General features: G+C 71.5%; 23 protein-coding genes, 1 other RNA gene and 1 pseudogene. 19 read left to right on the forward strand and 6 right to left on the reverse strand.

What is annotated here, in order from left to right:
• Nucleotides 1-276 precede the first annotated feature (276 nt).
• A complete protein-coding gene (locus tag RY076_RS14910) occupies nucleotides 277-696 on the reverse strand; it encodes a hypothetical protein (RefSeq protein WP_323099430.1) in 420 nt (139 codons plus the stop codon).
• Nucleotides 689-2,104, reverse strand: a complete 1,416-nt coding sequence (locus tag RY076_RS14915; protein WP_323099831.1) for a recombinase family protein — start codon at nucleotides 2,102-2,104, stop codon at nucleotides 689-691. The genes RY076_RS14910 and RY076_RS14915 overlap by 8 nt, the downstream gene beginning before the upstream one ends.
• 31 nt (nucleotides 2,105-2,135) lie before the next feature.
• Between RY076_RS14915 and RY076_RS14920 the strand changes: the two are divergent.
• The 16 genes and pseudogenes from RY076_RS14920 to RY076_RS14995 all read left to right on the forward strand — a co-directional run.
• Nucleotides 2,136-2,675 (forward strand): annotated as a pseudogene (locus tag RY076_RS14920) (ATPase, T2SS/T4P/T4SS family); the annotation flags it as partial.
• Complete coding sequence (locus tag RY076_RS14925) at nucleotides 2,672-3,544, forward strand: type II secretion system F family protein (RefSeq protein ID WP_323099432.1); 873 nt, start codon at nucleotides 2,672-2,674, stop codon at nucleotides 3,542-3,544. The pseudogene RY076_RS14920 and the gene RY076_RS14925, both read left to right, overlap by 4 nt.
• On the forward strand, nucleotides 3,541-4,518 hold the full coding sequence (locus RY076_RS14930) for a type II secretion system F family protein (RefSeq protein ID WP_323099434.1): 978 nt from the start codon (nucleotides 3,541-3,543) through the stop codon (nucleotides 4,516-4,518). Before RY076_RS14925 ends, RY076_RS14930 begins: the two co-directional genes overlap by 4 nt.
• Nucleotides 4,519-4,579: 61 nt before the next feature.
• A complete protein-coding gene (locus tag RY076_RS14935) occupies nucleotides 4,580-4,795 on the forward strand; it encodes a hypothetical protein (RefSeq protein ID WP_323099436.1) in 216 nt (71 codons plus the stop codon).
• A complete protein-coding gene (locus RY076_RS14940; protein ID WP_323099437.1) occupies nucleotides 4,792-5,262 on the forward strand; it encodes a TadE family protein in 471 nt (156 codons plus the stop codon). Before RY076_RS14935 ends, RY076_RS14940 begins: the two co-directional genes overlap by 4 nt.
• Complete coding sequence (locus RY076_RS14945) at nucleotides 5,259-5,738, forward strand: pilus assembly protein (protein ID WP_323099439.1); 480 nt, start codon at nucleotides 5,259-5,261, stop codon at nucleotides 5,736-5,738. The genes RY076_RS14940 and RY076_RS14945 overlap by 4 nt, the downstream gene beginning before the upstream one ends.
• Nucleotides 5,735-6,226, forward strand: coding sequence for a pilus assembly protein TadG-related protein (locus RY076_RS14950; protein ID WP_323099441.1), 492 nt, complete (start codon nucleotides 5,735-5,737; stop codon nucleotides 6,224-6,226). Before RY076_RS14945 ends, RY076_RS14950 begins: the two co-directional genes overlap by 4 nt.
• 156 nt (nucleotides 6,227-6,382) lie before the next feature.
• The gene (locus tag RY076_RS14955; protein ID WP_323099443.1) at nucleotides 6,383-6,841 is read left to right on the forward strand and encodes a lamin tail domain-containing protein; all 459 of its coding nucleotides are present in this window, start codon (nucleotides 6,383-6,385) and stop codon (nucleotides 6,839-6,841) included.
• Between the two features lie 239 nt (nucleotides 6,842-7,080).
• The gene (locus tag RY076_RS14960; protein ID WP_323099445.1) at nucleotides 7,081-7,629 is read left to right on the forward strand and encodes a matrixin family metalloprotease; all 549 of its coding nucleotides are present in this window, start codon (nucleotides 7,081-7,083) and stop codon (nucleotides 7,627-7,629) included.
• A 195-nt stretch (nucleotides 7,630-7,824) separates the two neighbouring features.
• The gene (prfB, locus tag RY076_RS14965) at nucleotides 7,825-8,943 is read left to right on the forward strand and encodes a peptide chain release factor 2 (protein WP_323099447.1); all 1,119 of its coding nucleotides are present in this window, start codon (nucleotides 7,825-7,827) and stop codon (nucleotides 8,941-8,943) included.
• Nucleotides 8,944-9,099: 156 nt separating this feature from the next.
• Nucleotides 9,100-9,606, forward strand: a complete 507-nt coding sequence (locus RY076_RS14970) for a hypothetical protein (protein WP_323099449.1) — start codon at nucleotides 9,100-9,102, stop codon at nucleotides 9,604-9,606.
• Nucleotides 9,607-9,803: 197 nt separating this feature from the next.
• Complete coding sequence (gene ftsE, locus RY076_RS14975; RefSeq protein WP_323099451.1) at nucleotides 9,804-10,733, forward strand: cell division ATP-binding protein FtsE; 930 nt, start codon at nucleotides 9,804-9,806, stop codon at nucleotides 10,731-10,733.
• A 12-nt stretch (nucleotides 10,734-10,745) separates the two neighbouring features.
• A complete protein-coding gene (gene ftsX, locus RY076_RS14980) occupies nucleotides 10,746-11,651 on the forward strand; it encodes a permease-like cell division protein FtsX (protein WP_323099453.1) in 906 nt (301 codons plus the stop codon).
• Nucleotides 11,652-11,754: 103 nt separating this feature from the next.
• Nucleotides 11,755-13,242 (forward strand): peptidoglycan DD-metalloendopeptidase family protein, encoded by a 1,488-nt coding sequence (locus RY076_RS14985; RefSeq protein ID WP_323099454.1) that lies wholly within the window; start codon nucleotides 11,755-11,757, stop codon nucleotides 13,240-13,242.
• 117 nt (nucleotides 13,243-13,359) lie between these two features.
• On the forward strand, nucleotides 13,360-13,833 hold the full coding sequence (smpB, locus tag RY076_RS14990; protein WP_323099456.1) for an SsrA-binding protein SmpB: 474 nt from the start codon (nucleotides 13,360-13,362) through the stop codon (nucleotides 13,831-13,833).
• A gap of 88 nt (nucleotides 13,834-13,921) precedes the next feature.
• The gene (locus tag RY076_RS14995) at nucleotides 13,922-15,895 is read left to right on the forward strand and encodes a DUF2207 domain-containing protein (protein WP_323099460.1); all 1,974 of its coding nucleotides are present in this window, start codon (nucleotides 13,922-13,924) and stop codon (nucleotides 15,893-15,895) included.
• On the opposite strand, the gene RY076_RS15000 is transcribed toward RY076_RS14995, so the two are convergent.
• Entirely contained in the window at nucleotides 15,852-17,105 is a 1,254-nt protein-coding gene (locus tag RY076_RS15000; protein ID WP_323099463.1) for an MFS transporter, read from the reverse strand. The genes RY076_RS14995 and RY076_RS15000 overlap by 44 nt on opposite strands.
• A 44-nt stretch (nucleotides 17,106-17,149) precedes the next feature.
• On the opposite strand from RY076_RS15000, the gene RY076_RS15005 reads away from it, so the two are divergent.
• Nucleotides 17,150-18,001, forward strand: coding sequence for a winged helix-turn-helix transcriptional regulator (locus tag RY076_RS15005; protein ID WP_323099464.1), 852 nt, complete (start codon nucleotides 17,150-17,152; stop codon nucleotides 17,999-18,001).
• Here the strand turns inward: RY076_RS15005 and RY076_RS15010 are convergent.
• Nucleotides 17,982-18,296 carry a biotin/lipoyl-containing protein gene (locus RY076_RS15010; RefSeq protein WP_323099466.1) on the reverse strand — a complete coding sequence of 105 codons (315 nt, stop codon included), beginning with the start codon at nucleotides 18,294-18,296 and terminating at the stop codon, nucleotides 17,982-17,984. The two genes, RY076_RS15005 and RY076_RS15010, sit on opposite strands and share 20 nt — an antisense overlap.
• 210 nt (nucleotides 18,297-18,506) lie before the next feature.
• Here RY076_RS15010 and ssrA point away from each other — a divergent pair.
• Nucleotides 18,507-18,873: a transfer-messenger RNA gene (ssrA, locus tag RY076_RS15015) on the forward strand.
• 95 nt (nucleotides 18,874-18,968) lie between these two features.
• On the opposite strand, the gene trxA is transcribed toward ssrA, so the two are convergent.
• Together trxA and RY076_RS15025 are read right to left on the reverse strand one after the other, a co-directional pair.
• Nucleotides 18,969-19,370, reverse strand: a complete 402-nt coding sequence (trxA, locus tag RY076_RS15020; RefSeq protein WP_323099468.1) for a thioredoxin — start codon at nucleotides 19,368-19,370, stop codon at nucleotides 18,969-18,971.
• A 38-nt stretch (nucleotides 19,371-19,408) separates the two neighbouring features.
• A complete protein-coding gene (locus tag RY076_RS15025) occupies nucleotides 19,409-20,050 on the reverse strand; it encodes an SIMPL domain-containing protein (protein ID WP_323099470.1) in 642 nt (213 codons plus the stop codon).
• A gap of 51 nt (nucleotides 20,051-20,101) precedes the next feature.
• Here RY076_RS15025 and RY076_RS15030 point away from each other — a divergent pair, with 51 nt between their 5' ends.
• Nucleotides 20,102-20,497: a VanZ family protein gene (locus RY076_RS15030; protein WP_323099472.1), complete on the forward strand. Its 396-nt coding sequence runs from the start codon at nucleotides 20,102-20,104 to the stop codon at nucleotides 20,495-20,497.
• Nucleotides 20,498-20,661 lie beyond the last annotated feature (164 nt).

Below are 20,661 nucleotides of genomic sequence, written 5' to 3' on the forward strand. Positions count from 1 at the left end.
GGCGGCGCTGCATCTACAACGCGTTGGATGTGCTCCTCGAGGCCGACGAACCGGAGATGACGGCGAGCGTCCTGCAGCGAGGGGTCGTCCGCTGATCGGGAGCGGGACAGCGCGGAGACGCGCGACGAGGCCGAGCGGCGAACTGGACTGTGTGCGGCCATGACGGGGCACCCTCTTTCCGAGGCGTGTCCCGCAGCTTCCAAGTTCTGCGAGCGGATTTTGGCGATCCCGCACAGGTGCTCTTGCGTTGTGCGACGACTATATCGCAGCGACGGCTCATCCCTCGGCGACGCGTCCCCACGACCCTGGAGCCGGCTCGAAGTTGAGGTTGATGCCCTCGGCCGTGACCTCAAACGGCTGTCCGTGCTTGCACACCTCGCACACCGCGATCCGGAACAGACCAGCCTGGTAGGACCATGCGCGCGGCGGGATCCGTTCAGCACGAATCGGATCCGTCAGCGGGCGGACCGATTCTGAATGGTTGACCAACCCCTTGTAGCCGGGCGTCCACAGCCACTTCGTTCCTCCTGGGCCCGCGTACTGCGCCAGGATGGTCCGCGTCCGACGAGCCTCGGCCTCGCAGTTCAAACAGGGCAACTTCGCCAGGAGACGGTAGCGACCACTGTGAGCCTTCTGGTCTGCGGCGATCTCGATGCCACGCTCGTGAACGGGAACGCCGTTCCACCAGTCACTCATGACGATCTCCGAGCCCCTGGCCTGGTGCGGCCCCGATTGGAGGGGGAGGCTCCTGGTGCCTCCAGTTCAACTCCACGCTGTCAGGTCGGAAGCTGCGACACCCACGTCCGGCCGAACGGATCGTGACGTGGAGCAACGCCTCGATCACTGCGCGCTGCTGGTCGACCTCCAGCCCGTCCCACGCATGCTCCACGTCAACGGCTCCCACCAAGGGCGCGAGGACCGGCACGGTCGTGAGGCTCGCGAGGCGTGCCGCGGCTGCCTCGAGACGAGGGCGCAGGCGGGCGCTACCTTCCTTCAACTGTCGTGCGTCGATCGCGCCGTCGGCGAACGCTGCTGCGAGTCCATCGAGCCGAGTCCGAAGCTCGTGCTCGTGGCGCCGGAGCTCCTCAGCCTCTGAACCTCCATCGGGCGGAGCGAAGAGCGTCCGCGCGTCGGAACGTGTGAGCCGTTCGATGACTGCAAGCGCCACCCAGTCGTCGATCTCCTCGGCCCGGCGGGCGACGTGCCGTCGGGTCTCGCAGTAGTACAGAGGTCCTCGCGGCTCGGTAACGCCGTAGATGCGGCCTCCGCAGGTGCCGCATCTCGCGACGCCGGTGAGCAGGTAGCGGCGCGGCCTCCCCGCTCGGTGCCTTGAGGGATCCCTGAGCATGGCAACTACCGCACGATGTGTGTCCACGTCGATGATCGGGGGCCAGTTGCCTTCTCCAAAGATCTCGCCTCGGTGCACTCGTAGCCCCGCGTGCCGGGGGTTGAGCAGCAGCCGCCGCAGCTCCGTCGTCCGCCACGGGTTGCCGGCCGTGGTGACAGCGCCTCGATCGTTCATGCCTCGGACGATCGCGCGCAGTGAGCGGCCCGAGAGTAGATCTTGGACGGCTGTCCGGAACTCCTGGGCCTCCGCCTCGTCGACAGTCCGGCCGCCATCGCGGTACCCGAATGGTCGCCGACCCGTGAACGGGTCTCCGCGTTCGGCACGCTGGTCGTTGGCGGCGCGCTGACGTGCACTCTTGCGTTCAACCTCGGCACGAGCCACGGCGCCCTTGATCCGCGCGAACATGCGGCCGTTGTCAGTGCTGAGATCAACATCTCCGCCGATGGAGGCGAGGGCGATCTTCTTGCGGTCGGCGAGGTCGATGAAGTGCTCGATCTCGATCGGGCGGCGAGTGAGTCGGTCAAGATCCCACACGATGACCGCCTGGGCGACACCGGTCTCGAGGTCCGCCAACATGGCTTCGTATGCCGGCCGGCGCTTGCCCGTCGAGGCCGACACGTCGTTGTCTGTATACACGGCAACGACGTCCCACCCTAGGCTCGCCGCACGCTCCCGACAGGCCTTCTCCTGCCTTGCCACTCCCAGCCCCTTGCCGTTGGGGTCGCTGCTGATGCGTACGTATACGACCGCTCTCATCCCGCTCACGCCACTAGTGTAGTTATCGAACTTCGAGCTGAAGATCCCGCTGCGTGACGTCGCCTCGATGCAGTGTCGCCAGCCGAGCCTCGAGGGCACCGGAGAGGTGCCGCTGCGCCGGCTCGTCAAGGAGGCCCTGCGCATGCGGCCGTCGCGGATCATCGTCGGTGAGGTGCGCCAGGAGGAGAGCCTCGACCTGCTCATCGCCCTCAACAGCGGCGTCCCCGGCATGTGCACCCTGCACGCCAACAGCGCCCGCGAGGCCGTGACGAAGATGTGCACCCTGCCCCTGCTCGCCGGTGAGAACGTGTCGAGCCGCTTCGTCGTGCCGACGGTGGCGGCCGCCGTCGACCTTGTCGTCCACGTCGCCCTCGAGCGCGACGGCGTCCGCCGGGTGCGAGAGATCGTCGCCGTTCCCGGTCGTGCCGAGGGCGACGTCATCGAGATCGCCGACCTGTTCACGACGCGGGACGGTCGCCTCGTGCGTGGCGACGGCTTCCCACCGCACCACGAGGCCTTCGAGCGGGCCGGCTACGACGTCGCCGCGCTGCTGGCCCAGGAGGCGTCGTGACCTCGCCGCTCGTCATCGGGCTGCTCCTCGGTGCAGGAGTCTTCTTCGTCTACTGGTCGTTCTGGCCGCAGGCCCCGGCACCCGAGTCCGGCCCCCGCCGCTCGGGCTTCGTCGTCGAGCTGCGCGACCACCTCAACCAGGCGGGGTACGCCTCCATCACGCCGAACAACGTCATCGTCGGCTCGGTCGTGCTCTTCCTGCTGACCTTCGCCATCGTCCTCGCGCTCACCCGTGTCGCCCCGATCTCGCTGTGCTTCTCCCTCATGGCCGCTGCGGCGCCGATCTCCTTGGTGCGTATGCGCGCCCGCTCGCGCCGCAGCAAGCTGCGCGACCTGTGGCCCGACGTCGTCGACAACGTCACGTCCGGCGTGCGGGCGGGCCTCGCGCTGCCCGAGGCGCTGGCCCAGCTGTCCACCCGTGGACCGGAAGAGCTGCGCCCGGCCTTCACCGCCTTCGCCGAGGACTACCGCACCACGGGCCGCTTCCACGATTCGCTCGACCGGCTCAAGGAACGTCTCAGCGATCCCGTCGCCGATCGTCTCGTCGAGTCGCTGCGCATCGCGCGCGAGGTGGGTGGCAGCGACCTCGGCAAGCTGCTGCGGACGCTCTCCTCCTTCCTGCGCGAGGACGCCCGCACCCGCGCCGAGCTCGAGACGCGCCAGAGCTGGACCGTCAACGCGGCACGTCTCGCGGTCGCGGCGCCGTGGATCGTCCTCGCGATGCTCGCCCTCAACGGTCGCTCGCTCGCGGCGTACGCGTCGCCGGTGGGCTGGGTCGTCCTGGCCGTCGGGGCCGCGCTGTGCGTCGTCGCCTACCGCGCGATGGTCTGGGTCGGGCGCCTGCCCGAGGAAGAGCGGGTGCTGCGATGAGGGCCGCGGCGTCGGGGCTGGGCGCGGTGCTCGACGCCGGCTGGTCGTGGACCGGCGCGGTCGTCGGGGTCCTCCTGCTGGCCGGCTTCACCCTCGTCGTCGCGGGCCTGCCCGCCAGCCGCCGTCCCGGCCTCGACGAGCGCCTCGAGCCCTACCTGCGCGACGCCCCCCGACCTTCGACGCTGCTGAGCCGTCCGGCGGCCCCGCGCGGCCCGTTCGGGTTCGGCGAGCTCCTCGCGCCGTACGTCGGGCGGCTGGGTCGCCTCGTCGGGTCGGTCCTCGGCGGGTCACCGTCCGTGGTGCGGCGCCAGCTGCGGGCCGGGGTCGCTGCCGACGTCGACCGGTTCCGGGCCGAGCAGGTGCTGTGGGGCACCCTCGGCGGCCTCGTGGGGCTCGTCCTCACCGGGCTCGTCGCGGTGGCGCAGCAGCGGTTCCCCGTCGTCGCCCTCGTCGGGCTCGTCGTGTGCGGGGTCTTCGGCGGTCTCATCGGGCGCGACTGGATGCTGTCACGCGCCGCGTCCCGCCGTGAAGCGCGCATGCTCACCGAGTTCCCCACGGTCGCAGAGCTGCTCGCCCTCGCGGTGAGCGCGGGGGAGGGGGCCGTCGGCGCTCTCGAGCGCGTCTGCCGCCTCTCCCAGGGCGAGCTGTCCGACGAGCTGCGTCGCTGCCTCGCCGACGCCCGGGCAGGCGCCAACCTGCCCACGGCGCTGCGCGGCCTGGCCGACCGCACCGGCCTGATGAGCCTGAGCCGGTTCGTCGACGGGATCGTCGTCGCCGTCGAGCGCGGTACTCCGCTGGCCGAAGTGCTCCGGGCCCAGGCCCAGGACGTGCGCGAGGCGGGCCGCCGCACCCTGATGGAGCAGGGTGGGCGCCGGGAGATCCTCATGATGGTCCCCGTCGTCTTCCTCATCCTGCCCGTCACCGTGCTCTTCGCCCTCTACCCGGGCCTGAGCTTCCTGCACTTCCGGGTCTGACGCACCGCGCCGCACCCGGCACCCTCCACGACCGTGAACCGACCAGACAGGGGAAAGACAGATGACCACGCTGACGAACCACCGGGCGCGCCTGCAGGCTGCGACCATCGAGGCGCTCGTTCGGCGCCTCGGCGGGTCCCGTGACCGGGGCGACGTGCCCGGCTGGGTCCTCATCACCATCATGACCGCCGGCCTCGTCACCGCCCTGTGGGCCATCGCCGGCCCCCAGCTCGGACAGCTGTTCAGCGACGCCATCAGCAACGTCAAAGGACCGTGACCCCGGCGGCACGCGTCCTGCGCCGGCTGCGGGCCGAACCCGAGCGCGGCTCGGCCATCGCCGAGTTCGTCATGGTGGCTGGGCTGCTGCTCTTCGTCGCCCTCGGCGTCTTCCAGATCGGCCTGGCCCTCTACGTCCGCAACACGCTCATCTCCGCGGCGTCGGAGGGCGCCCGCTACGCGGCTCGTGCGGACGCCGACCCGGCCGACGGGGTCACCCGGACGCAGGCGCTCATCACGTCCTCGCTCAGCGCGCGGTTCGCCCAGCAGGTCGGGGTGGCCGAGCGCACGATGCCCGACGGCGTCCGCGTCGTCGAGATCACGGTGGAGGCACCGCTGCCGGTCGTCGGCCCGCTCGGGCCCTCGGAGGCACTGACCGTGCGCGGTCGTGCCTTCAGCGAGGAGCAGGTGTCGCCGGACGGATCAGCCGGAGCGGCTCCCGCCTCGACGCAGGGGGCGCGGCGATGACCGGCTGCCTCCGCTCGCTGCGGGCCCGCAGGGCGCGCTTGGCCCGCCTGCTGGCCCGGCGCGACGACGGCCGGGCCGTCATCGAGTTCATCTTCCTCGGCATCCTCATGCTGCTGCCGCTGCTCTACCTCGTGCTGACGATGGCCCGCCTCCAGGCAGCCTCGTTCTCGGCCTCGCTCGCCGGTCGTGAGGCCGGCCGCGCCTTCGTCACCGCCGGCACCGACGCCGACGGCCACGCCCGGGCGCAGGCTGCGGCACGGCTGGCCTTCGGCGACTTCGGTTTCGACCAGGACGCGACGGTCACCATGACGTGCGACGGCTCGCCCTGCCTCCGGCCGGAGGGCGTCGTCCGCTCCGACGTGCGCATCGAGGTCCAGCTGCCTCTTGTGCCCGACTTCATCGCCGAGCACGTGCCCTCGTCGGTCTCCGTCTCCTCGACCCACGTGGCGTCCGTCGACCGGTTCGTCGCCCGATGAACGTCGTCTCGAGCCGCATCGGGCGGCTGCGCCGGCTGCTCCACGGCCCGGGCCGTGACCGCGGCCAGATCAGTGTGCTCATCCTCGGCCTGTTCGTCATCGTCGTCGTCCTCATCCTCGGCGCCGTCGACGTCACGGCGGCCCAGCTGGCCCGGATGCGCCTGCTCGACACCGCCGACGCCGCCGCGCTCGACGCCGCCGACGCCATCGACGAGGGGTCGGCCTACCGCGACGGCGTGCCCGACCACCTCGCGCTCACCGACGCGTCGGTGCAGGCCGCGGCCGGCGCGCACCTCGGGCGCACCCCGTTGCCCAACGGCATCACCGGCTGGCGGCTCGTCCCGCGCACCGGCACCCCCGACGGCTCGACGGCGGTCGTGACCCTCCAGGGCAAGGCGACGCTCCCGATGAGCGGATGGGTGCTCGAGCAGCTCGGCGGCAGCGTCACCATCACCGTCACCTCGAGCGCCCGCGCCCGCCTCGGCTGACCAGCGCGGAGCGCGAGAACCTGCAAATCTTCCCCAAAACGCCACGCGCACAACGCAGTCGGGCCTAGCCTCCTCGAGGCGTCGCCCCCCCACCCGGTCGACGCGAACCCCAGCGCGGCCCGCTGTGCCGCGCGTCGACGAATGAGGAACGCAACCGTGAGCACCCGCACCACCGCCGCCGCTGCAGCGGCCGGCATCGCCATCGGCCTGCTCGGGCCGATCACCGCCGCCACCGAGGCCCAGGCCCTCCCGGCCGTCATGATCTACAAGGTCCAGTACGACTCTCCGGGCACCGACAACCGCAGCAACACGAGCCTCAACGCCGAGTACGTCGTCCTGAAGAACACGACCCGCAGCAACCGCGTCCTCACCGGCTGGACGCTGCGCGACAAGACCGGGTACACCTACCGCTTCCCGGCCTTCACCCTCAAGGCCGGTGCGACGGTGACGATCCGTACCGGCAAGGGCACGGCCACGGCGACGAACCGCTACTACAACCTCAGCTCGTACGTCTGGAACAACACCGGCGACACCGCCTACCTGCGCAACGCGGCGGGCAGCCTCGTCGACACGTGCGCGTGGACCTCGACGGGCAGCGGGTCGCGCTACTGCTGACCCCCTCGACCAGACCGACGGCCCGGCATCCAAGCAGGATGCCGGGCCGTCGTCACGTCGCCACGCCGACCGTCGCACGGTCGGACTTTACGGAAACGTGGGGCAAATGGGACATACGAGGCTAACGTGGATCAAAGGAAACCCCGAGCGCACCATCAAAGGGACCCGAGACCCCCGCGGGCCCTGAACACCTCTGTCACCCCTGCAGCCGTTCGCGGCTGGTCCCCCAGGAGCTGTCCATGAAGCGGATCCTCGTCGTCGCCCTCGCGACGGTCGGTCTCACCCTCGCCACCGCCGGCACGTCCACCGCGGCCAAGCCGCTCAAGACCGACACCAAGAGCCCGACGTCCTCGGCCACGGCCGGGTACTGGGGCCACTGGCTCAAGCCGGCCCTCGTCTACGACGCCACCGGCACCGGCACGACGTTCAAGGTCTCCGAGGCCGTCTCGGAGTGGAGCAGGTCCGGTTGGAAGGTGTCGATGACGACCGACCCGACCAAGGCCACCATCACCGTCCTCAAGCAGGACCCCACCTCCGGCGACGCGATCGGCTCGGCCGACCTCACCGTCTCCGGCGGCGTCATCTCCGGCTGCACCGTGCGCCTGTCGCCGGTCCTGGCCTCGATGTCCCTCGGCGAGCACGCGGCCAGCCACGAGCTCGGCCACTGCGGCGGCCTGCCGCACTCGACCTCGTCCAAGAGCATCATGTTCGAGACCGTCAGCTCGAACACGGCGATGACGCAGCCCTCGGGCAGCGACGTGAAGTGGATGGCCAAGAACGTCTACTGAGCAACCCGTCCACCATCGGCCGGGGCCGCGACACCCCACCCCTCGCGGTCCCGGTCCCGTGCTCCGAACAGGGTTTCGGCTCATACGCCCCGGTCGTTCCTCGGTGACCGGGGCGCAGGCATGTCGCGTCCGTCGTCACCCGTCGGGCGCGAGTGCCGCACGAGCACGGCGCCTGCTGCCGTAGGCTGTCCGATCGTGGCTGTTGACTTCACGCAAGAGATCAAGGACCTGCGCGCGACGATGGACTCCGTGCGCAGTGTCACCGACCTCGACGCGCTCGGCACGAGGATCGCCGAGCTCGAGCAGCAGGCCGCCGCCCCCGACCTGTGGGACGACCCCGACTCGGCGCAGCAGGTCACGAGCGCGCTCTCGCGGGCCAACTCCGAGCGCGACCGCGTCACCGGGATGGACAGCCGCATCGACGACCTCGAGGTCCTCGTCGAGATGGGCCAGGAGGAGAGCGACGCCGACACCCTCGCCGAGGCCGAGCGCGAGCTCGCCTCGCTGAGGAAGGACGTCGGCGAGCTCGAGGTGCGCACCCTGCTGTCCGGCGAGTACGACGAGCGCGAGGCCGTCGTGACGATCCGCGCCGGCGCCGGTGGCGTCGACGCGGCCGACTTCGCCGAGATGCTCATGCGCATGTACCTGCGCTGGGCGGAGCGCCACGGTTACCCGACGAAGGTCATGGACACCTCCTACGCCGAGGAGGCCGGCCTGAAGTCGGCGACCTTCGAGGTCAACGTGCCGTACGCGTTCGGGCACCTGTCCGTCGAGGGTGGCACCCACCGCCTCGTGCGCATCAGCCCCTTTGACAACCAGGGCCGCCGCCAGACGAGCTTTGCCGCGGTCGAGGTCATCCCGCTCATCGAGAGCGACGACTCGGTCGAGATCCCCGAGAACGAGCTGAAGATCGACGTCTTCCGCTCGAGCGGACCCGGCGGCCAGAGCGTCAACACGACCGACTCGGCGGTGCGCATGACGCACATCCCCACCGGGATCGTCGTGTCCATGCAGAACGAGAAGAGCCAGATCCAGAACCGCGCCGCCGCCCTGCGCGTGCTCCAGTCGCGCCTGCTCCTGCAGCGCAAGGCCGAGGAGGCCGCGGTCAAGAAGGAGATGGCCGGCGACGTCAAGGCGAGCTGGGGCGACCAGATGCGCTCCTACGTCCTCAACCCGTACCAGATGGTCAAGGACCTGCGGACCGAGCAGGAGACCGGCAACCCGACGGCCGTCTTCGACGGCGACATCGACGCCTTCATCGAGGCCGGCATCCGCTGGCAGATCGCCCAGAAGAAGGCCGGCGCCGACGCCTGACGCGGCGTCTCCCGGCGCGGGCGCTCACCCGCGTCCGAGGGATTTCGGCGTGCCCGGAGCCCGCTCCCGGAGCATCATGTGGGCAGGCCGGCAGGGGTCGGGTCACACGATCGGTCCCGGCGGCCCGCTCGTGCGCCGAACCGAGAGGACCCCTCCATGTCCGCCCTCCGCCGTCTCCTCGCCCTTGCCCTGACCGCCGCAGCCCTGGCCGCGTCCGGTGTGGCGCTGTCCCCGTCAGCGACGGCCGCCTCGTCGACCGCGCAGGCCTCGCAGGCCTCGTCGGGACTCGTCGCCGCCGGCGTGCCCTGCTCCTCGGTCTCCGAGCTCGGCACGAAGACGATCGTCCCCGACCTCGGCATGTCGGCCTTCACGGTGCGCCAGTACAAGGGCTGGTGCACCGACTCGCGAGGCTCGGCGTGGATGAACTTCGCGTCGGTCTACGTCTGGGAGCAGTACCACGCCCGTGGCTTCGCCTACCGGGCGATGGTCGGCGTCGCGGTCCGCGGCGAGCCCGAGACCCGCGGCTTCGTCACCGGCGGCAACCGCGTCCGCACCACGTACTCGACGCCGGTGCGCACGGTCGCCCTGTGCACCCAGGGGTGGGGCAAGCTGGCCCGTTCGGGTGGCGAGTCCGCCCAGGGGCTCAGCTCGCTCGTCTGCTGACGAGCCGTTGCGGACGCCGTGGCCCAGCACCGACGCGCCACGCCCGGCGACGTCGGGGTGCCCGGGTTTGGGGCCCTTTCGCCCGTAGCCTCGGAGTCGGCCCAGCCTGCCGTGCTGCCCGCGCTCGACCGAGGCGCGCACTGCGGTGGCGGAGGTCACCGCCCAGCCGCAGTCCCGCAGGAGCCGAGGCCCGACCGATGATCCTCTTCGAGAACGTCACGAAGACCTACCCGCGGACCACGCGTCCGGCCCTCGACGCCGTCAGCCTCGAGGTGCAGCGCGGCGAGTTCGTCTTCGTCGTGGGCCAGTCCGGCTCGGGCAAGTCCACGATGATGCAGATGGTCATGAAGGAGCAGGACCCGACCGCGGGCCGCATCCTCGTGGCCGGCCGCGAGCTCGACCGGCTGCCCGACCGCAAGGTGCCGGCGCTGCGCCGTGAGATCGGCTGCGTCTTCCAGGACTTCCGTCTCCTGCCGAACAAGACGGTGTTCCAGAACGTCGCCTACGCGCTGCAGGTCCTCGGCGCCGGCCGGTCCCGCATCCGCCAGATCGTCCCGGAGACCCTCGACCTCGTCGGCCTGTCCGGCATGGAGAAGCGGTTGCCGCACCAGCTCTCCGGTGGCGAGCAGCAGCGCGTCGCCATCGCCCGCGCGTTCGTCAACCGGCCGGCGATCCTGCTGGCCGACGAGCCCACCGGCAACCTCGACCCCGACACCAGCCTCGGCATCGTCCAGCTGCTCGACCGGATCAACCGCGTCGGCACGACGGTCGTCATGGCCACCCACGACACCGTCACCGTCGATGCCATGCGCAAGCGCGTCATCCGGCTCAAGGACGGCGTCCTCGTCAGCGACATCGAGGCCAGCGACTACACGACCGGCAGCATGCCGCGCGTCCGGCTCGACGAGAGCTCCCGCGCCCGGCAGGCGGCCGCGTCGGCGCTGACGGCGCCCGACGTCGCGGACGGCTGGGACGACGCCGACCCGGATGCCTACGACGACACGGCCGACACGGACGACGAGACCGGCGACGGCGGCCTGCCGCCGATCGGCCGTGACGCCGACGCGCCGCGTCCTCGTGGCGGAATGTTCAGGCGGCAGAAGGCCGTCCACACGAGCGAGCGCTGAGCGAGGCCGACCATGAGGATCCAGTTCCTGCTCGGTGAGATCGCCAACGGGCTGCGGCGCAACCTGTCGATGGCGGTGTCGGTCGTCATCGTCACGATGATCTCGATGTACCTGCTCGGCCTCGGCCTGATGGGCCAGCGCCAGGTCGACACCATGAAGGACTACTGGTACGACCGGGTCCAGGTCACCGTCCTGCTCTGCGCCGAGAAGACCCGCTACACCAACTGCGCGGGCGAGGCGACGACCGACGCCCAGCGCCAGGCGGTCAAGGCCGAGCTCGAGGCGCTCAAGCCGACGGTCAAGGAGGTCTTCTACGAGTCGCGCGACGAGGCGTTCCAGCGCTTCAAGGACACGTACAAGAACTCGCCGCTCGCCCGTGCGGGGGAGTCGTACTTCGCCGACTCCTACCGCGTCAACCTCAACGACACGGCGAAGTTCGACGTCGTCGCGAGCTCGATCAAGGGCATGCCCGGTGTCGCCGATGTGCAGGACCAGAAGAAGCTGCTCGAGAAGTTCTTCACCTTCATGAACACCGTCTCGTGGGCGGCGATCGCGCTGTCCTCGCTCATGGTGCTCGCGGCCGTCATGCTCATCTCGACGACGATCCGCCAGACCGCCTTCAGCCGCCGCCGCGAGACCGGCATCATGCGGCTCGTCGGCGCCTCGAACTTCACTATCCGGTTCCCGTTCGTCATGGAGACGGTGCTCGCGAGCGTCTTCGGCGCGGTCCTCGCGATGGGGATGCTCTGGGCGACGGTGCGCTACGGCGTCGTCGGGTTCCTCTCGACGACGCTCACCGACACCGCGTTCGTCGGGGTGGCCGACGTGTTCTACGTCGCCCCGTTCATCGTCGTCGGTGTCATCGCCCTGTCGACGGTCACCTCCTGGGTCACCCTGCGCCGGTACCTGCGGGTCTGAGCCGCGTCAGGCGCCGCCTGTGCGTTTTGCCCTGAACTCTCCCCATCTCCCGAGGCCTGTGGTACCAATGAAACCTATGTGGCTCAGGAGGCGTTACGAGACGGTGCCTGCCGCGACCAAGCTGACGGCCGCGGGGCTCGTCGTCGCCTGCTCGGTGTCCCTCGGCAGCGCGCTCGTCGCGCGGGCCGACTCGGTCAGCGACCAGAAGAAGCGCAACGACCAGAAGATCGCCAACCTCGGTCAGCAGCTCGAGGGCACGAACGCCAAGCTCGCCGGCGCCTACGTCAACCTCCAGCGCACCAACGCCGCGCTGCCGGTCGCGCAGCAGCGGGTGTCCTCGGCCCTCGCCGCCCAGGCGCGTGCGGTCACGGCGCAGCAGGTGGCCGAGGCCACCGAGCAGCGCGCCATCGCCGCCGAGGCCGCCGCCCGCGCCCACAACGAGGTGGTCGCCCAGAAGCTCGCCGTCGCCAAGGCCAACGAGTCGCGTGCCGCCGAGCGGCTGACGAAGAGCTCGACCCAGCTGACGACGAGCCAGGACGCCCTCGACGCCTACGCGGCGGAGGTCTTCCAGGGCTCGGACCAGCAGTCCCAGCTCGGGCTCGTCTTCGGGGCCACCTCGCCGCAGGACTTCGCCGACAAGCTCGTCATGGCCGACACCGCCTCGAACGTGGCCAGCGACACCATCGACGCGCTGGCGGCGATGACGGCCGACAACACCTCGACGCAGGCCTACCTCACGTCGGTCCGCGACGAGATCGCCGACCTCAAGCGCCAGGCCGAGGCGGCGCTGCGCAACGCGGAGTCCGCGTCCGCGGCCGCGAGCCAGGCCCGCAACCAGGCCGTCGTCGCCAAGAACAACGCGGTGACCGCGTCCCAGAACGCAGCCGCCGCCAAGGCCTCCCTCGACTCGCTCAAGCAGAAGCAGGTGGCCTACGCCGCCGACCTCAAGGACCAGAAGGCCAACGAGGCGGCCGACCTCGCGGCGGCCAGGGCCGAGTCGGCCCGGCTGCAGGCGATCCTCGTCGAGCGTGCCCGTCAGGCCAAGATCCGCGAGGCCAAGCGCCTGGCCAAGCTGCGGGCCGAGCGGGCCGCCAAGATCCGCGCCGAGCGGGCCAAGGCCGCCGCCGCCAAGAAGCGCGGCCAGCACTACGTGCCGAAGGTGCCGCCGCCCGTCAGCAGCGGCGACTCGACGCCGTCGAACTACCTGTCCTACCCGGCCAACGGCCCGACGACGTCCGGTTTCGGGATGCGCTGGCACCCGGTGCTGCACAAGTGGATGCTCCATGACGGCCTCGACTGGGGCATCGCGTGCGGCACGCCCGTGTACGCCGCGGCGCCGGGCGACATCATCCGCGCCGGCTGGCGGGCCAGTGGCTGGGGCAACCAGGTCGTCATCGACCACGGCATCCACCGCGGCGTCGACCTCGTCACGACGTACAACCACCTGACGAGCATCGTGAAGTTCGGCGGCTCGGTGAACCGCGGCCAGCTCATCGGCTACTCGGGCACCACCGGCTACTCGACCGGCTGCCACCTGCACTTCGGCGTCTACGAGGACGGCACCCCCGTCAACCCGCGCGGCTGGCTCTGACCCGCCGCTGTCGGGCGCCACGGAAACGCGCTCGGAGGTCGGGCCCCGCTCGGGGTAGCGTTGGTCCGCCGCCGCGTCCTGCGTCGGTCAACGGTCGAGGAGTGGAAGGACGGTCCGGTGCCCAAGGAGAAGGGGCGGTCGCTCATCGCGAGCAACCGCAAGGCGCGCCACGACTACCTCATCGAGGACACGTTCGAGGCCGGCATCGTGCTCTCCGGCACCGAGGTGAAGGCGCTGCGGATGGGCCGGGCCTCGCTCGTCGACGGCTTCGCGATGTTCACCGGCGACGAGCTCTACCTCGAGAACGTCCACATCCCCGAGTACCTCAACGGCACGTGGAACAACCACGCGCCGCGTCGCAAGCGCAAGCTGCTGCTGCACCGGGCCGAGCTGGAGAAGATCGCCCACAAGACCCGCGAGAGCGGGCGCACCATCGTGCCGCTGTCGCTCTACTTCAAGGACGGCCGCGCCAAGGTCGAGATCGCGATCGCGACCGGCAAGAAGGAGTACGACAAGCGGCACGCCCTGCGCGAGCGGCAGGACAGGCGCGAGGCCGATCGCGCCATGAGCGCGGCCAACCGGCGACGCTGACGACGCCGTTCCCCCGAGCGGGGGAACCGCCGCCGCGTCGCGCGCGTCCGGTGACAGGATGAGGTGAGGTCCGACCGGTGGAGGAGCGATGCAGCGATCGAGGAACCGGCGCCCGCAGGGGCGCCGCAGGCTGAGCCTGGTCGGCGTCCTGGCCCTGCTCGGCGCCGCGGTGCTCGTGCTCGTGGCCCCGGCAGGTGCGGCCCGGGCCGTCACCGACGAGGGGATGACCTCGTTCGCCGCCGACTACGACCTGCAGCCCGACGGCAGCATGAAGGTCACCGAGACCATCACCTGGAAGTTCCCGAGCGGTGAGCTCAAGCACGGCATCTTCCGCGACATCGTCGTGCGGATGGGGTGGAACGACGACCCGAACCGCTACCGGTACTTCGACCTCACCGACGTCAACGTCTCGAGCCCGACCGGGGCCCCCGACGCCTTCCACGTCAGCGACAACGGCGCAGCCAAGGAGATCCGCATCGGCAGCGCCGACGAGACCACGAGCGGCACCCAGCAGTACGTCGTTCACTACACGCTGCACGACGTCCTCAACCCGATCCGCGCCGACGGCTCGCCCGCGCCGAACGGCGACGGCGCGAGCACCGTCGAGCTCTACTACAACGTCTTCGGCGCCAACGAGACGACCCAGCGCGACAACGTGCAGATCCGCGTCTCGGCCCCCGACGCCGCGACGAAGGTCGGCTGCTTCCGCGGCGAGACGCGGTCGGACACCCCCTGCCAGAGCAGCGCCGGCGACCCGGCGACCTTCTCGGCCAGCGGCCTCGGCTCCGGCGACGCCATGACGGTCCTCGCCTCCTACCCGGCGAGCGCGTTCGGGCGCATCGTGCCCGACGTTCGCCAGGGTGACGCCGCCTCGACGATCGGGTCGGACGCCGCACCGGCGGTCAACGCGGCCGCGTGGATCGGCGGCATCGGGGCGCCGATCATCGCCCTCGCCGTCATGGGCACCCTCGTGTGGACGCGTGGACGTGACGAGCGCTACGCCGACGTGACGCCGGGCCTGACGCCGGGCATGTCGCCGGGCCTGACACCGGGGCCCGGGTCGGCCGCGACGACGCGTGGGGGAGCGCCCACCGTCGCCGTCCAGTTCCAGCCGCCGGCGGGCGTGCAGCCGGGGATGGTCGGTGTCGTCATCGACGAGACCGCCAACCCGATCGACGTGTCCGCCACGGTCATCGACCTCGCCGTGCGCGGCTTCCTGCGCATCGAGGAGAACGACGGCGGTGGCATGTTCAGCCGCACCGACTGGACCTTGACCCGACTGCCGGCGCCCGGCACCGAGCGGCTCCTGCCGTACGAGCGGATGCTCCTCGACGGCATCTTCGGCAGCCGCGGCGACGTCGTGCAGCTGTCCGAGCTGAAGAACACCTTCGCCACGACGCTGAAGTCGATCCAGTCGGAGATGTACCGCGAGGTCGTGCGACGCAGCTGGTTCCGGTCCTCGCCGCAGGCCCAGCGCGCCGTCTGGCAGGGCCTCGGCATCGTGCTGATCGTCCTCGGCGGCATCATCCTCTTCTACGGCCGAGCCGCGATCAGCGCGGTGCTCGGAGGTGGCTTCAGCGGTGGGTTCGCCCTCGGGGCAGGCCTCGTCGCGGCCGGGGGCATCACGTGGTTCCTCGGCGGCAGGATGGCGGCCAAGACGGCCGAGGGTTCGGCCGTCAACGCCCAGTCGCTCGGGTTCAAGGAGTACCTCGTCACGGCCGAGGCCGACCAGATCGCCTTCGACGAGGCGAGCAACATCTTCAGCAGGTACCTGCCCTACGCGGTCGTCTTCGGCGTGGCCGACCGGTGGGCGAGCACGTTCGCCGACGTCGCGCGCGCGGCCGAGGCCGCGAACCAGCCGCTGCTCATGCCGACCTGGTACGTCTGGAGCGGCAACGCCTTCCCGGACTTCACGGGCATCGCCAACGGCGTCGACTCCTTCTCGACGACCTCCACCGGCACGTTCACCTCGACGCCCGGCTCGTCCGGCTCCTCGGGCTTCAGCGGTGGAGGCGGCTTCAGCGGCGGCGGCGGCGGAGGCTCGTCCTCCGGCTCCTGGTGAGACGTCCTGCCGGGCGTCCCTGCGGGGCCTGGATGCGTCCCGACAGGACCGCCAGCACCGCCCCGGTGCCGGCCACGACGCCGCAGGCCGGCCACAGCAGGTCGGGGCGCGCCGCGTATAGCGCGCCGCCGAGCGGAGCCGACAGCATCGTGCCGCTGGTCGCCGCCGCGGTGTAGAGGCCCTGGTACCCGCCGACGAGGTGGTCGGGCGCGGCGTCGAGCACGTGTGCCGTGGCCGTCGTCTTGTAGAGGATCTCGCCGGCGGTGAGCACGACCATGCCGGTGACGGCAGCGGTCGCCACCCCGACCGCGTGCCAGCCGAAGACCGCGAACCCCACTGCCACGAGGGCGTACCCGGTCACGATGATCGGCACGGCGGGCCGGTTCCGCAGCCACAGCGCGACCGGGATCTCGAGCAGCAGGATCAGTCCGGACCCCACGGCGACCAGCCCGGTGTAGAGACCGAGCGGCTGCCCGGAGTCGCGCAGGTGCAGCGGCAGCGTCGAGTACAGCTGCCGGTACACGAGGTCGACGAGGACGGCCCCGGCGAGCAGCACGACGAGCGCCCGGTCGGCGCGCACGGCCCGCCATAGCCCCGTCGGTGCGTCCGGCGCGCGGGTGACGGGCGGCTCGTCGGGAAGCATCCGCGACGTCACGTGCCGCAGCACCAGGGTGAGGACGCCGTCGACGACGAAGAGGACGTCGAACCCGGACGCCGCGACGAGCGCGCCGAGGGGCGGGCCGACGACGAACCCCGCGTTCGAGGCGGCCCGGCTGACGGCCACGGCCGGCCGGCGCGAGCCGGCGGGGACCGCGAGGGCGGCGAGGGCCCCCTGGCTCAGCGACGCCACGGCGCCGAGGTAGCCGGTGAGCGGCATGGTGACGGCGAGCAGCGGCACCGGCTGCCACGGGATCGTCGCGGTGAGGACGCCGACCGCGCTCGCGGCCACGAGCAAGGCCCGTCGGTGCCCGTACCGGTCGCCGAAGCGTCCGCCGGTCAGGTTGCCCAGGAGGACGCCGACGCCGTTGCTGCCGGCGATGACGCCGGCGGGCACGACGGCCAGGCCGCGCGGGCCCGTGAGGTAGAGGACGAGGAAGAGCATGAGGAAGCTGCTCGCCGAGCTGACGAAACGGCCGGCCGCGAGGACCCAGACGACGCGGGGGAGCGAACGGAGCGGTGCGGGCGGGGGCGGCGCGGTCACGGCGCCCATCAGACCACAGTCAGTTTCGTTTGGGAACTGACTATCATGGAGTCGTGACCGCGAGACGCCCCGAACCCGACGACCCGTGCGGCATCGCCCAGGCCGTCGGTGTGCTCGGCGACCCGTGGACCCTCCTCGTGCTGCGCGACGTCGCTGGCGGTCGCACCCGCTTCGACCAGCTCGTCCAGGAGACCGGCATCTCGCGCAAGGTGCTGGCGCAGCGGCTCGAGGCGCTGCTCGACGACGGCCTCCTCGAACGCCGCCGGTACACCGACCACCCACCCCGGCACGACTACGTCCTGACGCCGCGGGGTCGCGGCGCGCTCCCGGTGCTCGCCGCGCTGCAGGACTTCGGCGACGCGTGGCTGCTCGGCGACGGGCGTCCCAGCGCCCTCGCGACCGAGGACTCCACCGAGGCGGCACGCGTCGCCGACCTCGTCGGGCGCCCCGTGCCGCCCCTGACCGGGCTCGACCCGGTGTCCGCCGACGCGTCCCTCACCGTCGTCTACTGCTACCCGGGCACCGGCTTCCCCGGCGCCGACGAGGTGCCCGGCGGCGTCGGCTGCACCCTCGAGTCGTGCACGTACCGCGACCGGCTCGGGGAGTTCGCCGATGCCGGGGCGGCCGTCGTCGGCGTCTCGACCCAGCGTGCCGATGAGCAGGCCGACTTCGCGGCGCGGCACCGGATCGCCTTCCCCCTCCTGTCCGACGCCGATCTCGAGCTGACCACCGCCCTGCGCCTCCCGACCTTCCGCGCCGGGGGCACGACGCGCCTGCGCCGGCTGACCCTCGTCGTCGACCGCGACCGTGTCGTGCGGGGCACGCTGTTCCCGATCCCCGACGTCACGGGGTCGGTCGAGGACGCGTTGCGGCTCGTGCGGTCGCTCAGCGCAGCTCGGCGATGACGTCGCCGCCCTCGACCGGCTGGTGCGCTGCGACGACGAGGCGGGCGACGGTGCCGGCCCACGGGCTCATGATCGCGGCCTCCATCTTGATCGCCTCGATGGTCGCCACGACCTGACCGGGGGTGACGTCGTCGCCGACGCGCACGACCGGCACGACGATGCCGGCGAACGGGGCGGTCACGCGGCGGTCCGTGGAGTCCGCAGCCCTCGACGCGCCCGCCGCGCCCGCTCCGCCGGAGACGTGGGCCGGGAGCCGGCGGGCCGTCGGCGTCCGGCGCAGGGTCTCGCGCGGCATCGGGCCTCCTCCGGTCGTGTCGGACGTCGTGTCGGACCCGGCCGTGGGCTCGCGGGTCTGGCTCGCAGCCTAGGGGAAGGGCCGCGCTCGAGGGAACGCGCGGGAGCGAGCGGGAATGCGATGGCCGCCCCGGACGTTCCTCGTGCATACTGTGGACTCCCGCGAGAGCGGGAGGTTGACAAGTGAACAGCGTGACGTGGTCATCCCCATGGGGGTGATCGGTTTCGACGGTGGTCGACACACCAGGGGAAGCGGGCCGAGGATGCAAGGTCATCTCGTCAACGCTCCTTGCAAAACAATAGGTGCCAATTCCAAGCGCACCGACTTCGCCCTCGCCGCCTGAGCGAGCCTCGAAGTCCGTCAGCCTGAGGTAGTTCCCGACTCAGTGCCTGGCGTCAGCTAGGGAACTTGCTGCGCAGCCATGTCGGGGGGCTGCGCGGGACTCCTTCTCGACTGGGCCTGTCAGGGGACGCGTGCGTGCGAGCCCTGGGGCCGAGAAAATCCACAGCGCACTGCGCCCGGAGAAGCCCTGGTCTCTCGTCATCGGACGCGGGTTCAATTCCCGCCACCTCCACCACCCGTGGTGGCCACGTCACGCTGTCGCGCACAGGACGCGAAAGGCGCCCCGGGTCGTGACCGGGGCGCCTTTCGCGTGTGCGGGGGAGTGACGCGTCAGGAGGCGTCGCTCGTGCCGCCCTGACCTGCGCCGGCGCCCTGCTCGGCCATCTGGGCCTTGATCGGGGCCATGTCGAGGGCCTTGACCTGCTCGATGACGTCCTGGAGCGCGGACTGCGGCAGCGCGCCCGGCTGGGCGAAGACGAGCACGCCCTCCTTGAAGGCCATGAGGGTCGGGATCGAGGTGATGTTGGCGGCCGACGCGAGCGCCTGCTCGGCCTCGGTGTCGACCTTGCCGAACACGATCCCCTCGTTGTCACCGGTCTGCGACGCGGCGTCGTAGACGGGAGCGAACTGGCGGCACGGGCCGCACCACGACGCCCAGAAGTCGACGAGCACGATGTCGTGGTCGAGCACGGTCTTCTCGAAGGTCTCGGCGGTCAGGTCAGTGGTTGCCATGTCGCCTCCAACGAACGAAGGGGTCCAACTATTCCGTCCTACGGTGAGGACGCGCCCGCCTCCAGCGCCCACGTCACCGTGACCGACGCGCCGATCTCGAGGTCGCCACCCTCCACGGGCATGGCCCCCGCCGAGTCGGCCGCCATCGCCGCGAGCTTCATCCGCCGCCCCGCCACGGGCACCGCGCCGCCCTCCGCGATGCCGAGCACGGGGCCCAGGGCCGTGCCCGCGAGGCCCGCGTACTGCTCGGCCCGGGCCCGCGCGTCGGCGAACGCCGCGTCACGCGCCCGCGCCAGGGCGTCGGCCCGGTCGGCGACGTCGAGCCGCACCTGGTCGACGAGCAGGGCGTTGCCGACTGCTGTCGCCGCCGCCTCGAGCACCTCGCCGACGGCCTCGAGCCGGCGCACCGTCAGACCGAGCCGCTGCTGGGCGGTGAACCCCACGGGGGTGCCGGTGTTGTCCCAGCGCTGGCTCACCGACGCGTCGAGCGTGCGGATGTCGACGTCGGCGACGCCGTGCTCCCGGGCAACCCGTCCCACCTCGGCGATGCCGGTGGCCGCGCCGCCGAGCGCCGCGGCGACGTCGGACGCGTCGTGCCCCACCCGCAGGTCGAGGCGGACGACGTCCGGGGTGGCGCTCGCGCGCCCCGAACCGGTGACCGTGACCGTGCGCTTGCCCATCGTGTCCTCCTGCTCGGGGTCTGCGCCCGAACCTACCTAGACTCCGGTGCCATGACGACCCCTTCGACGTCCTCCGCGACGTCCGCCCCGGCGCTGCTGCGGCGCCCGGGCGTCCACCTCGCGGTGCTCGCCGTGGTCGTCCAGCTCGCCGTCCTCTACTGGCCCGTCGTCACCGTCGAGGGGCCGGTCAGCTGGACCGACAAGGTCGTCCACCTCCTCGTCTTCGCCGTCCCGACGTGGGCCGTCGGCCGCGCGACCGGGTCGGTCCGCCTGGCCGCGGTGGTGTTCGCCGTGCACGCGCCACTGAGCGAGGTCGTCCAGCACGTCGCGCTTCCCGGACGCTCCGGCGACGTGTGGGACGCCGTCGTCGACCTCGTGGGCGTCGGGCTCGGAGCAGCGGTCCTCGCGCTCGTCGACGTGGTCGGGGCACGTCGCAGCCGCTGGTAGACTCTTCGCATCCGACTCCGAGGTCTCCTCGGATCACGACGGAGGGGATGGCGCCGGGGATGCCCGGCGGGCAGGCCCGTCCGACGGGGTGACACCCCACCGGAAGTCCGCGCCGACGGCGCGGCCCGGAACCGACGCGGAGCGGATCCGATCGCCGGACGGCA

Source organism: Intrasporangium zincisolvens, from assembly GCF_034724055.1.
In the GTDB taxonomy this organism is placed as follows: Bacteria; Actinomycetota; Actinomycetes; order Actinomycetales; family Dermatophilaceae; genus Monashia; species Monashia zincisolvens.

Excerpts from the sequence above, each read along its gene's own strand:
- RY076_RS14910 (WP_323099430.1), bottom strand. The coding sequence starts at position 696 with ATGAGTGACTGGTGGAACGGCGTTCCCGTTCACGAGCGTGGCATCGAG.
- RY076_RS14915 (WP_323099831.1), bottom strand. The coding sequence starts at position 2,104 with ATGAGAGCGGTCGTATACGTACGCATCAGCAGCGACCCCAACGGCAAG.
- RY076_RS14930 (WP_323099434.1), top strand. The coding sequence starts at position 3,541 with ATGAGGGCCGCGGCGTCGGGGCTGGGCGCGGTGCTCGACGCCGGCTGG.
- RY076_RS14935 (WP_323099436.1), top strand. The coding sequence starts at position 4,580 with ATGACCACGCTGACGAACCACCGGGCGCGCCTGCAGGCTGCGACCATC.
- RY076_RS14945 (WP_323099439.1), top strand. The coding sequence starts at position 5,259 with ATGACCGGCTGCCTCCGCTCGCTGCGGGCCCGCAGGGCGCGCTTGGCC.
- RY076_RS14950 (WP_323099441.1), top strand. The coding sequence starts at position 5,735 with ATGAACGTCGTCTCGAGCCGCATCGGGCGGCTGCGCCGGCTGCTCCAC.
- RY076_RS14960 (WP_323099445.1), top strand. The coding sequence starts at position 7,081 with ATGAAGCGGATCCTCGTCGTCGCCCTCGCGACGGTCGGTCTCACCCTC.
- RY076_RS14970 (WP_323099449.1), top strand. The coding sequence starts at position 9,100 with ATGTCCGCCCTCCGCCGTCTCCTCGCCCTTGCCCTGACCGCCGCAGCC.
- ftsE (WP_323099451.1), top strand. The coding sequence starts at position 9,804 with ATGATCCTCTTCGAGAACGTCACGAAGACCTACCCGCGGACCACGCGT.
- ftsX (WP_323099453.1), top strand. The coding sequence starts at position 10,746 with ATGAGGATCCAGTTCCTGCTCGGTGAGATCGCCAACGGGCTGCGGCGC.
- RY076_RS14995 (WP_323099460.1), top strand. The coding sequence starts at position 13,922 with ATGCAGCGATCGAGGAACCGGCGCCCGCAGGGGCGCCGCAGGCTGAGC.
- RY076_RS15000 (WP_323099463.1), bottom strand. The coding sequence starts at position 17,105 with ATGGGCGCCGTGACCGCGCCGCCCCCGCCCGCACCGCTCCGTTCGCTC.
- RY076_RS15010 (WP_323099466.1), bottom strand. The coding sequence starts at position 18,296 with ATGCCGCGCGAGACCCTGCGCCGGACGCCGACGGCCCGCCGGCTCCCG.
- trxA (WP_323099468.1), bottom strand. The coding sequence starts at position 19,370 with ATGGCAACCACTGACCTGACCGCCGAGACCTTCGAGAAGACCGTGCTC.
- RY076_RS15025 (WP_323099470.1), bottom strand. The coding sequence starts at position 20,050 with ATGGGCAAGCGCACGGTCACGGTCACCGGTTCGGGGCGCGCGAGCGCC.
- RY076_RS15030 (WP_323099472.1), top strand. The coding sequence starts at position 20,102 with ATGACGACCCCTTCGACGTCCTCCGCGACGTCCGCCCCGGCGCTGCTG.